This is a genomic window from Frigoribacterium sp. Leaf186, assembly GCF_001423905.1.
Taxonomy (GTDB): Bacteria; Actinomycetota; Actinomycetes; order Actinomycetales; family Microbacteriaceae; genus Frigoribacterium.
Map to the genome: position 1 here is coordinate 166831 of NZ_LMPQ01000011.1, position 12389 is coordinate 179219.

A 12389-nucleotide genomic window follows, 5' to 3' on the forward strand; every position below is an offset into this window, starting at 1 on the left:
TCGCGCACTCGCGCTTCCGCTCCCGCACCATCCACATCGGATTCAGAGGCGAATCCTGAGAGGAACCGTCAATGTCGACGTCCCGCAGCCCGTACCGCTCCGCACCGAGGCCACCGCGTGCGCCCCTCGCCGCCACGATCGTGACCATGACGCTCCTCTTCTCGTGTGCCGCCGTTCCGGGGGCGGCTGCCTCGGCCGCGGACACGGTCGCGTCCCCGGAGCAGAGCCTGCTCTCCGACTTCACCTTCGACGCGGCCCCCGTCGACGGTACGTTCGCCGATCGGGCGGCTCGTGCCGGCGTCCGAGGTGCCGCCGACCTGGTTCCCGGAAGGTCCGGGCAGGGGACGGCCGCGCGGCTGTCCGCCGACTCGTGGCTCGACGTGACCGCCGCGGACGGAACGGCGCTGCTCGCGGGCCGGCAGAGCGTGACGATCTCGTACGACAGCAAGCCGGACTCGTCCGGGAACGACGGCTGGACGGTCTTCGCCGCCCGGTCTGCCACCCGCCAGGAGTACGCCCAGGAGCACTACGTCGGCGTCCTGGATCGGACGTCGGGGCTGACGGTCGAGCGGTACGACAACAGCACCGCCCGGAACACCGGGGGAAACCTGGCGGCTTCTTCGTCGAACGCCGAGTGGAAGCACGTCGATCTCGTGGTCGCCGGGACGACGACGCGGCTGTTCGTCGACCAGAAGCCGGTGGCCGTCAACGGCTCCGGGGTCCCGCTGACCCAGATCCTCGGATCATCCGGAGGAGTGCTCCAGGTGGGCAAGGCGAACTGGGGCGGTGGCGAGTACTTCTCCGGCCTCGTCGACAACCTGCGCATCTACGACCGAGCCCTGTCCGGTACGGAACTCGGCGCCGAGGTCTCCGCGCTGCCGTCCGACGTGGGCGCCGCCTTGGCGGTCCCCGCCATCGTGCTCGGCGATCTTCCGGGTCGAGTCCTCGGCGATCAGGTCACCTGGACCGCCACCGGAGCCGGTGCGAGCCGTGTGCGATCGGACGGGACGATCGACACCAGCGGCCTCGGGTCCGGATCGGTCGCGGTGACGCTCACCGCCACCGTCGAAGGCGCCCCCCAGACCTTCCGCTGGGACAGTCGCATCGCGGCCCCTGGAGGGCGCGTCGCGACCTACGTCAAGACCGTGACGACCACCGACGGGAGGAAGGACGACCCGCTGGCCTACGACGACGACCGCCGTGCCGACGCGTTGTACGCCGCGGCCTTGCCGACCGGCAGCACCAGCTGGGAGCCGCTGAACCGCTCACAGGCGATCCTGTACGTCGGCAACGATGGCGACCAGGCATCGAAGCCGAACGCCCAGGTGGGTTCACCCGGTCTCTTCCGTTTCGCGGACGGTGCACTCGGGGCCGTGTCGTCGCAGAACAACGCCACGGACTCCATCTACGTGTGGACCTCGCCCGACGGGCGGACCTTCGCCCAGCAGCGGGCCGTGAGGATCGCCACCGGCGCGGTCGTCACCGACCCCCGCATCGTGTTCGACTCCGCCGCTCAGAAGTACAAGGTGTTCTGGACGGACCTTCTCACCGGGGAGGGGCGGGTGACGGTCGTCGCGGACCTCACCACGACCACGCCTCTCGGTGTCACGTCCGCCGCAGACGTCCGCGTCCTCGGCGTTCAGGGTGCGGGGTTGCCGTCATGGGTCGCCCAGAGCCAAGCGAGCGACGACGTGATGTCCACCGCGGAGTTCGACACCTTCTACGAGAACTACGTCGACCTCCAGAACACGGGCGTCGAGAAGATCGACGCCGCCGTCGCCCAGGGTGCCGGCGCCGATGGGGTCGCCGCCGCTCTGCCCAAGCAGGCTGCCCTGACCTACAACGACGGGTCGACGAAGAGCCTCAACGTCGACTGGCAGGACGACCTCACCGGCGTGGACACCACCAAGCCGGGCAGCTACCAGGTGTCGGGGATGCTCCAGCAGGACCCCGAGGAGATGGTCAGCGACGCACGCGCCGATCCGTACGTGTTCCACAATCCTGACGACGGCTACTACTACCTCACCGGGTCGCACTACGGACAGCCCTCCCTGGGGCCGATCGAGGAGAGCTCGAGCTACCGCAAGATCGGCCTCAAGCGAGCGACGACGCTCGCGGGGCTCCAGGACGCCCCGGAGCAGATCGTCATCGACCCCGACGAGGGCACGCCCGGCAAGGAAGCGCAGTACCCGAACACCTTCTACGGCTGGGGCGGCTACATCTGGGCGCAGGAGTTCCACAAGATCAACGGCACGTGGTGGATCGTCGCAGGCATGAACAAGGGCTACGCGCCGGTCGGCGGGTGGTGCGACAACACCGTCCTGATCCCGTACACGGGCACGGACGCCTCCATCGCGGCGGGCGGATTCCTGGACCAGACGAAGTGGGGCGAGCCCGTCGTCCTCGACGGCGCCGCATTCGACGTCAGCTACTTCGAGCGCACGGAGGCAGGCAAGCAGCAGGGCTACTGGATCATGCCCTCCGGCGGCCAGATCCTCGTGGGGAAGGCCGTGGCGGGGCCGAAGGGCACCGTCCCGCTCGTCGACGGCGAACTCCGGCGCGTCTACGGCGAGTCCCAGCCGTGGGAGATCGGCAAGCGGTCTCCGACGCCCAGTGACACGTCCGAGGGAAGCGACCAAGGGGTCGTCGAGGCCCCGTTCATGGTGCAGCAGGGAAATGCCATCTCGATCACCTACTCCGGCGGCACGGTCGACAAGTACTACAGCTTGGGCCTCCTGACGACGACTGCCGACGCTGACCTCCAAGATCCGGCGAGCTGGAGGCAGACCAGCTTCCCCGTGCTGGACACCAACGACACCTCGACGGGCCGTCTCGGGGCGGACGAGACCCGCTACTACACGAGGCAGCAGGCCGGTACGGGGCACAACTCGTTCGCGAAGGACGAATCGGGCAATCTCGTCCTCGCCTACCATGCCCGTCCGTACGAAGATCCTCACCTGGGGACGGATCCGCAGAACGTCGGCGGCCTCTTCGACTCCGACCGGAACACCTGGTTCAAGGGCGTCAACGTCCGCGCCAACGGCACCCTCGACCTGTCGTTGACGAAGGACCAGGAGGTGGCTCCGAGCAATCGGACCGTCACGGCCACGGTGGTCGTCCGCGCCACGGCCTCGGCCGTGACCTCCGCGGCCACGACGAGGTGCATCGCGGGGAAGGCCGTCGTCACGATCGTGACCAAGAACTCCGGAGCGGCCGCGGTCGTCACCTGGGCGACCCCCTGGGGCGAGCGGACGCAGAGCGTCGGTGCGCAGAAGACAGCCTCACTCGCGATCACGACGCGGGCGGTCGCGATCACCGCGGGGACCCTCGTCGGGACGGCGGTCACCGGCGGCGTGAGCACACCGGTCACCGTGGCCTACCCCGCAGCTCGCTGCTGACGGGCCTCGAGAGTGCGGGGTCGGCTTGATGGTCGGCCCCGTTCTGAGACCTCCGGACGGGCTGAGAAGCGCTGCGGCGCATCTCGGGCGCCGCATCCTGGCTGCCAGGCGTGGCCACATCGCGCACAGCCGGGAACAGGCATTGTTCACGGTAACAAAAATGGATACAGTGGACGATCAGAGGCCGCGCAGGACACGATCCAGCCGACTCGCCCCGATCTATCGGCTCGAAGAAGAGCCTGAGAGGAACGTCGATGACGACGTCGCCACCCCCTTCCAGACGAGGCCGCCAGGCCTGGTCCCCCGGTCACCGGTCCTGCCGGCCGACATCGTGCGGCCCGCGCTCCGCTGACGAGTCCACGGGCTGACCCTTCGCGCTCACCGCCCCCACGGGCGAGCGCTCAGCGCTCGGCCCGAGCTGGGCGAACAACGTGCGCCCTTGCTGTCATGCGTCGCTGTTCGCCGTGCCCTCCCCACCGACGACCCGCTCCTGCTCGCCCTCCGCCAGAAGCAGACGGCCAGCTGGCCCTCACTCCCCGCCCTCCCCACCATGCGAAGGACTCCTCATGTCACGATCTCTCCCGCAAGAGCGCACCCGACGCTCGCGCCTTCCCCGCGCGGGCCTCGCGCTGACGGTCGCCGCCGTGTCGCTGGGCGGTGCACTGTCGCCGATCGGAGTCGCCGGAGCGGCCGAGAGCGTCCCCGTGCCCGTCCTGCAGTACTCCTTCGACGCCATCGGCTCGACCCTCGGCAACGGTGCCGTCATCGCGGACGCAGCGGCGGGCGGCCACCCCGGGACGCTGGTCAACTCCGGCGCGACGAGCGTCGCCGGTGCCTCCGGCGCCTCCGGCGACCGCGCGCTCTCGCTCCCGGGCGGGTCGAGCACGTCCGCTGCCCCGCACGTCCGGATCGCGCCCGGCCTCATCCCGGCCGGCACCCAGGACGTCACCATGTCCGCCTGGCTGCGCTGGAGCGGCGCTCCGGACTGCACCTGGCCCTTCACTCTCGGCTCCAGCGTCGACTCCCACGTCCTCGCGACCACCAAGTGCGGTCCGGCCGGCTTCGGCGCGGTCAAGAACGGCGCCGAGGTACGGGGAGCAGGTAACACTGCCGTCACCGCGAACCGCTGGGTGCACATGGCGGTCGTGGTCAAGGGCGGCCAGTCCGTCTCGACCTACTTCGACGGCGCGCTCGTCGGCCAGGGCGGCACCTCCTCCACCGCCGCCTCCGCGATCGGCACCTCCACGTTCTCGGGCTACCTCGGCAAGTCGTTCTACGGCGCGGACGCCTACTGGGCCGGTGCCATCGACGACATGCAGGTCTGGACCTCCGCGCTGACCGCAGGCCAGGTGCAGCAGAGTGCTGCCAGCGTGCACGCCGTGCTCGCGAACCAGGACGCCACCGTCTCGCTCGGCGACACCTCCGCCGTCACCTCCGACCTCACCCTCCCCACGTCCGGCTCCGCCGGCTCCGTGGTCACCTGGGCGTCGAGTGCCCCGGGCACGGTCAGCCCTGCCGGCGTAGTGACCCGACCTGCCTCGGGCAACCCGGACGCGACCGTGACGTTGACCCCCACCGCCGTCCACGGCGGCATCTCCGCCGTCGGCCGTCCGATCACCGTGACCGTTCCCGCCTACGCCGCGGGCGAGACCGCCGAGTCCGAGCTCTCTCGGGCCGTGGCCGACGCCATCAGCGCAGATCCCGCACTCGCCGGACCCGTGCGTGGCAGCCTGGACCTGCCCTTGACCGGAGCCGACGTCGCAGCCACGGCCTCGCGGCCCGGCAGCTCGGGCGCGGCCGTCAGCTGGACCTCGTCGAACGAGGCGGTCATCACCTCCGGCGACAAGGGAACCGCGCCCGACGTGGTCGCCGGGGGATCGCTCACGCGTCCCTCCGCCGACACGACCGTCACCCTCACCGCCACGGTGACCGTGCCGGGAGCCTCGCCCGTCGTGCGGACGCTCACGCGCACCGTGCCGGCTGCGGCCCCCGTCGCCGCGAGCGACCTCGACGCCTACTTGTTCGCCTACTTCACCGGCGACAGCGTCGAGGGCGAGAAGATCCGCTTCGCCACCTCGGACGGCAACGACTCGCTGCAGTGGAAGAACCTGAACGACGCGCAGCCGATCCTCACCTCGACCCTGGGCACGAAGGGCCTGCGCGATCCGTTCATCTTCCGCTCGAAGGAGGGCGACAGGTTCTTCCTGATGGCCACCGACCTCTCCGTCGGCACCACCGGCTTCGGCGGATCGACCAACCGCGGCAGCCGCCACCTCGAGATCTGGGAGTCCACCGACCTCGTCAACTGGGGCCAGCAGCGCCACATCGAGGTCAACCTGCCCAACGCGGGAATGACCTGGGCACCGGAAGCCACCTACGACCCCACCATCGACGCCTACGTCGTCTACTGGACCTCGGCTCTCTTCACCGACAGCACAAGAAACGTGGAGGACGGCAACGGGCCGCAGATCCTCACCTCCACCACCCGCGACTTCCGTGACTTCACGACTCCGGAGGTGTGGTTCAAGGCCGCCGACGTCCCCTCGCTCAACAAGAGCAACGGGCTGATCGACGCCACGATGCTCAAGGACGGCGACACCTACTACCGCTTCACGAAGGCGACCCAGACCACCGGCTGCCCCTCGCCCGACATCATCGGACAGAAGTCCACCGACCTGCGTGCCACCACGGCCTCCGGGGCGTGGAGCTTGATCGACACCTGCATCGGCCGCGACGCCGGAACGCCCGAGGTCGAGGGTCCGGAGATCTTCAAGACCAACGAGGGCGACCGGGCGGGGTTCAAGTACTTCCTCTGGACCGACAACTACGGCGGACGCGGCTACATCCCGCTGGGCACCAACTCGCTCGAGGGCGACATCCGGTGGACGATCCCCAGCAGCTTCTCGCTGCCGGCCTCGCCCCGTCACGGGTCCGTCGTCTCGATCACCGCCAAGGAGCGCGACGCGCTCGCCGCCAAGTGGAACCCGTCGCTCCTGGTCACCTCCGTGGACCCGGTGGCACGGACGGTGCAGGCCGGATCGAGCGCAGTGTCGCTCCCCGCGACGGTGGCGGCGTCCTTCAAGGACGGCCACCGGGAGACCGTGGCCGTGACCTGGGAGACCGCGGACCTCAGCTCGCTGAAGAAAGCCGGCGACACCGTCCAGGTGCGCGGACAGCTCGCCAACTCGGCAGCGACCACCGCGGTCGCGACGATCACGGCGACGGCGCCTCCTGGACCGGCCGTCCAGGCTTCGGCCTCCAGCCGCTGCGTCGCCGGCAAGGCCACGGTGACGGGGACCGGCAGCAACGCCAGCGACTCGACCGTCGAGCTGACGATGTCCTCGCCGTGGGGGAGCAGGACGTTCACGGGCGTCGCCCCCGGGAAGACCGTCTCCGCGGCGTTCAGCACCCGCTCTGCCTCCATCGCGGCAGGTGAGCTCAGCGTCACGTCCAAGGCTGCGTCCGGTTCCCGGACGGTGACGGCGCCCTACGCGGCGATCGTCTGCCGCTAGCACGGGTCCAGGGAGGCAGCCGCTCTCCCCTCCCGGACCTCCTGCACCCGGGAGCCTGAGTTTCCCGCCCAGCGGGGAGCGCGGACCGAACGGCCCGCGCTCCCCGGATGCACCTCTCACGGAAGTTGACGAACGATGCAGTTCCGACGCACTACGGCACTGATGGTGGCCGCGACCTTGACGGCGGGGAGCGCTGCGCTCAGCGGCGCACCCGCGCAGGCCGCTGCACCCGGCCCGATCCTCTCCTACGACTTCGCCTCGACGAGCGCCGCGGGCGCCCCCGTCACCGCGGGGACGGCCTTCGCCGACTCGGTGGGGAACCGATCCGCCACGGTGCGCGGGACCGGCGCCACGACGGTCGTGGGTCCGCGAGGCGGGAACGATCGCGCCCTCCGTCTCCCCGGAGGCGTCGCCGGGAGCTCTGCTGCATTCGCCGAGATCGCGCCTGGACTGACCTCGACGTCGACAGCCGACCTCACCATGTCAGCCTGGCTGCGATGGGACGGCAGCCAGAGCTGCAGCTGGGCGTACGCCCTCGGGCAGTCGACCGAGCGGTATCTCTTCGCCACCCCGCAGTGCGGCGGGAACCTCATCGGCGCGGTGAAGAACGGCTCTGAGCAGCGCGCGGCGGACACCGGCCCCGCGGCGTCCGGCCGCTGGACCCACGTCGCCGTCGTGCTCCGCAGCGGAGTCAGCGTGTCGACCTACGTCGACGGTCGGCTCGCGCAGACGACCCCGACCTCCGCGACCGGCGCGACGACGATCGGCACCTCGACCGCGTCCGGACTGCTGGGCAAGTCGCTCTACGGTCCCGACCCCCTCTTCGCGGGTGCGATGGACGACGTGCACGTGTACTCCACGGCCCTGTCGCAGGAGCAGGTGCGTGAGGACGCAGCTCCCGCCGCCTCCGTCATCGCGGGCTCGGACGCCGCTGCGGCGACGTTCTCGGCCACGCAGCCCGTCACCGGCGACATCGCCCTCCCGACCCGCGGCGCGGGAGGCTCCCTCCTGACCTGGTCGAGCAGCGACCCTTCGGTGATCGGCGCCGACGGGACCGTGCGGCGACCAGCACCCGGAACGGCGAACGCCGCGGTCACCCTCACGCCGAGCGCGAGCTTCGCGGGCTCCGCCGCGACCGGCGCCGCGCGCTCCGTGACCGTCGCGGCCGACACCGAGGCCGACGCGATAGGACGCCTGCGCACCGCCCTGGTCGTTCCCCCCACCGTCGCGTCCGGCACCACGTTGCCCACGATCGCCGGGTACGCCGTGTCGTGGAGCGCCGACGGCACCGGCCTGTCAGGGGGACGCCTCGTCAACGACACGGCATCCGACCAGGCGATCCGGCTCACCGCCTCCGTGGCGGTCGGCGGCACCACGCTGACGAAGACCTTCCGCACCACCGTCCTCAGCGCCACCACCGGGAAGACCGTCGTCGCCTACACTCGGACCCCCACCGGCGAGCTGAAGGCCAACCAGGACACGGTCGCCCGCAGCATGCACCTGGCCCTCGGTTCGTCCGTCGACACAGCGGCACCCCTCGCCGGCAACGGCGGTGTCCTCTTCGCCGAGGGCGTCTTCGTGGGGACCGACAAGGTCGATCACCGGGCCGTCGCGGCTCCGTCGCTGTTCACCTTCGCCGACGGGACCGTGGGGGTGCTCGCCACCCGCGTCCGTGAAGGAGGCGGACCTGACGGCACCGAGACCTCCAGCGCTCTGGTCTTCAAGGCCACCGACGGCACCGCGACCGACTTCACCGAGCTCGGCTTCGTCGACCTCGGGACCACAGGAGGCGTCGTCTCGCCCCGCGCCGTCTACGACAGCGACCAGGAGCAGTACCTGGTCTCGTGGACGGATGCGGCGGGGGCCGCCAAGTACGCGACCGTCACGGATCTCGCCCGCACCGAGCTCCGGACGGAGGCCTTCTCGCCGAAGGACGGCGGCCGCCGGAGCGTCGTCGTGACCGACGGGAACCGCGGACCGGTCCTCGGCGGGAGCCCCGCGACGGTGGCGACCGCCGACCTGTCCGCATTCGCCGGCCGTGTCGCCGACGCGGTCCCTGGCGGTGCGCTGGCTGTCTCCGCCTCGACCGCCGACGCGCTGACGAAAGCCCTCGGCCGCACGGTCAACACCGGATCGTCCGTCGCGCCGCAGACGATCGAGCAAGGGGACGTGACCGCCCTCACGGAGGCGAAGGCCAGCCTGTCCTACGCCGACGGCTCCACCGGCAGCCTCGGCGTCGACTGGGACCCTCAGCAGCTCGCGGACATCGGCACGAAGGGCCCGGGGACGTACGACCTCTCGGGCACCGTCCGCCAGCGGCAGTACGACGAGCCGTTCGCCTACAACCGCGCCGACCCGACCATCTACCGGTACGAGCGCGGCGGGAAGACGCAGTACCTCTTCACGGCCACCGACGACACGGGCAACGACAACATCGCCTCCGAGCACCTCCCCATCCGGGTGGCCGACAGCATCGACCAGCTCAGCGACGACGACGGCGGGCGTGCCAGGGAGGTCGACCTGCTCAACCGCACGACGCGGATGGACCGCACTGCCGAGGGGAAGGTGATCGCGGGCTGCTACTGGGCCCCCGAGATCCACGAGATCGGCGGCAAGCTGTCCATCCTGTTCGCCCCGTGCTTCAACCCGGGGAACGACCAGTCGAACCAGGACGCCGCGTGGTACACGGTGCAGGCCCACATCATGCAGCTGCGCGACGGGGGAGACCCTGCTGAGCCGGCTGACTGGTCGGCGCCCCGCGCAGTCCTGAAGGGCGACTCGAGCGCCCTCGGACGCACCGGCACGGGGCGCAACATCAGCCTGGACATGACCTACTTCGAGTCCGGCGGAACCGCCTACTACGCGTGGTCCCAGCGCTACGTCGACGGAGGCGCCAGCGACCCGGCGACCTGGATCGCGAAGGTCGATCCGGGCGATCCGACTCGGGTCATCGGTGAGCCGACACCGATCATCGTCCCGTCGCTCTCGTTCGAGGACCACCTGTCAGAGGGGGCGTTCGCGATCCAGCGCGACGGGAAAATCACGCTCGTCTACTCCAGCAGCGGCGTCAGCCCGAAGTACATCGTCGGCGGTGCCTGGGCGAAGGAGGGCAGCGACCTGACCGACATCGCCAGCTGGACCAAGTACGACGCTCCGCTGTTGGCGAGCGTCCCCATGCCGGACGGAGTCGTCGACTACCGCACGTACGAGCAAGGACCCGGCCACGGGGCCGTCACACGCGACGAGGACGGCAACGACGTGTTCGTCTACCACACGTGGGGCAACGGGGTCGGGGGAGACGGCAGGGACACCCGGCTCGTCCGCATCCACTACGCCGCCGACGGCCGCCCTGTGCTCGACGTGACGCGCGACGAGGAGGTGGCGCCCGCCAACCGTGCGGTGACGACCACGGTGACCGTCCTGTCGCGACCCGTCGTGAGCGCCGTCGCGACGACACGGTGCATCAGCGGCAAGGTCGTCCTCACCACCGTGGTCAAGAACTCGGGCCCCTCGGCCATCGACGTCACCACCGCGACTTCCTTCGGGTCGAAGACCGTGAAGGGAGTCGCTCCGGGAGCGTCGGGCACGACTGCCACGACGACGCGGGCAGCGTCCGTCACGTCGGGATCGGTCGCCATCACCGCGACGTCCGCCACGGGCACCTCGCAGGAGAGCGTGGCGTACGCGTCGCGCAGCTGCGGATGAGCGGGGAGGGAGCAGGCGGGCCGATCGGCGGTCGTCTGTCGCGTCTGAGCGGAGAACTCGACAGGGATCTCGTCGACGGGAGCTCCGGGTCCGACGACGACGTCCTGATCATCAACGGCAACGCCTTCACGATCACCTAGAAGTCGGCCTCGGCACAGCACACGCCGCCGCCGTGACACACCCGCTCACGTCTCAGGAGGCACTCTCCGCACATTCCCACACGGCGACGTCAGACGTCCTCACCCCCGATCGACCCCACTGACCCACCCTAGAAAGCGAACCATGTCAACAAGATCGAACTCCCTCACCGGCCCCGGCCGCAGCTCGTGGCGGCGCCGTCTGGCGACCATCGCCGCGACGGTCGCCATGATCGGTGCCTTCGTCGTGGCGTTGCCACCGTCAGCCCCCGCAGAAGCAGCGACGGCCAACAGCGCCTACGTCATGGCGTACTTCAAGGAGAGCCCCAACGGGTCCGGCAACTCCAACAACGTCCACCTCGCCGTGAGCAAGGACGCGCTGGAGTGGACGGCCCTCAACGACAACGCCCCGATCCTCGTCCCGACGCTCGGGACGAAGGGCATCCGCGACCCGTTCCTCTTCCGGCTGCAGGACGGCAGCTGGGTGATGACGGCGACGGACCTCAAGAACGAGAACTTCGGGGCAGCCAACCCCTCCATCCACATCTGGACCTCGCCTGACCTGGTCAACTGGTCGAGCGACCGGCTGCTCAACATCAACAGCGCGAACCCCAACTCGTTCACCTGGGCACCCGCGATCTTCTGGGACCCGACGCGTGCCAAGTACGGCATCACCTTCAGCGCGAGTCCTACGGGTGGCCCGTTCGGCACGATCCTCGTCGTCTACACGTCTGATTTCGTGACGACCACGGCACCCGTGACGTTCTTCGACAACAACGGCCAGGGCGGTGTCATCGACTCCGACGTGCAGACCGACATCAACGGGGTGAACTACCTCTACTACCGTTCCCCTGCCCCGAACCAGACGGGCCTCATGGGCGCCCGCTCGTCGTCCCTCACGCCGGGCTCGTTCACCCCTTACACGACCGGCCTGTACCAGGGTGGCTGCGTCGAGGCACCCACCGTCGTGCGATCTCTGTCAGACCCCAACTCGTGGTGGCTCTGGGGCGACAACTACTGCCCGAACAACAAGTTCAACGTTTGGCAGGGAAGCGTCACGACTGGATCGTGGACGCCGCTCAGCCAGCGGAACTTCACGGCCCCGATCGGGTCCAAGCACAACAGCATCCAGCCCATCACGTCCTCCGAGTACACCGGATTGACCGGCAAGTACGGCCTGAGCAGCTCGACGCGACTCAAGTCGTCGAACTTCCCTGACCGTTACGTACGCCACCAAGGCGGGGCAGCACGCATCGATGCCTTCCCCTTCGACCTCCAGCAGGACTCGCAGTGGAAGATCGTCCCCGGTCTGGCCGACGCGAACGCCGTCTCCTTCGAGTCGGTCAACTTCCCCGGCCAGTACCTCAGGCACTCGAACTTCTCTGTCGTCCTGAACGCCAACGACGGCAGCGCCGGCTTCGCCGCTGACGCGACGTTCAGGAAGGTCGCCGGCCTCTCGGACTCGTCTTGGTCCTCGTTCCAGAGCTACAACTACCCCACCAGGTACCTGCGACACAGGGACTTCTCCTTGAGGATCGACCCGGTGTCCAGTGCCGAGTACGGAGACGCCACCTTCCGGCTCGTTCCCTGAGCCCCAGGACACTGAGCTCCACGAGATACGCGAGAGCCGCCCCGAA

At 69.7% G+C, this 12389-nt stretch carries 5 protein-coding genes; all 5 read left to right on the forward strand.

All coding sequences use genetic code 11. The features are described from left to right. The first annotated feature begins 146 nt into the window (after positions 1 to 146). The 5 genes from ASG05_RS12395 to ASG05_RS12410 all read left to right on the forward strand — a co-directional run bounded on the left by ASG05_RS12395 (position 147) and on the right by ASG05_RS12410 (position 12343). Positions 147 to 3398 (forward strand): family 43 glycosylhydrolase, encoded by a 3252-nt coding sequence (locus ASG05_RS12395; protein ID WP_056261250.1) that lies wholly within the window; start codon positions 147 to 149, stop codon positions 3396 to 3398. A 566-nt stretch (positions 3399 to 3964) separates the two neighbouring features. Then, positions 3965 to 6910, forward strand: coding sequence for an immunoglobulin-like domain-containing protein (locus ASG05_RS12400; protein ID WP_056261253.1), 2946 nt, complete (start codon positions 3965 to 3967; stop codon positions 6908 to 6910). Between the two features lie 162 nt (positions 6911 to 7072). Beyond that, positions 7073 to 10615 carry a LamG-like jellyroll fold domain-containing protein gene (locus ASG05_RS12405; RefSeq protein WP_056261255.1) on the forward strand — a complete coding sequence of 1181 codons (3543 nt, stop codon included), beginning with the start codon at positions 7073 to 7075 and terminating at the stop codon, positions 10613 to 10615. Next, positions 10612 to 10755, forward strand: a complete 144-nt coding sequence (locus ASG05_RS16925) for a hypothetical protein (RefSeq protein ID WP_157489747.1) — start codon at positions 10612 to 10614, stop codon at positions 10753 to 10755. The genes ASG05_RS12405 and ASG05_RS16925 overlap by 4 nt, the downstream gene beginning before the upstream one ends. Positions 10756 to 10897: 142 nt before the next feature. Next, positions 10898 to 12343: a glycoside hydrolase family 43 protein gene (locus ASG05_RS12410; protein ID WP_056261259.1), complete on the forward strand. Its 1446-nt coding sequence runs from the start codon at positions 10898 to 10900 to the stop codon at positions 12341 to 12343. The last annotated feature ends 46 nt before the right edge of the window (positions 12344 to 12389 follow it).

Excerpts from the sequence above, each read along its gene's own strand:
- ASG05_RS12400 (WP_056261253.1), top strand. The coding sequence starts at position 3,965 with ATGTCACGATCTCTCCCGCAAGAGCGCACCCGACGCTCGCGCCTTCCC.
- ASG05_RS12405 (WP_056261255.1), top strand. The coding sequence starts at position 7,073 with ATGGTGGCCGCGACCTTGACGGCGGGGAGCGCTGCGCTCAGCGGCGCA.
- ASG05_RS12410 (WP_056261259.1), top strand. The coding sequence starts at position 10,898 with ATGTCAACAAGATCGAACTCCCTCACCGGCCCCGGCCGCAGCTCGTGG.
- ASG05_RS12395 (WP_056261250.1), top strand. The coding sequence starts at position 147 with ATGACGCTCCTCTTCTCGTGTGCCGCCGTTCCGGGGGCGGCTGCCTCG.
- ASG05_RS16925 (WP_157489747.1), top strand. The coding sequence starts at position 10,612 with ATGAGCGGGGAGGGAGCAGGCGGGCCGATCGGCGGTCGTCTGTCGCGT.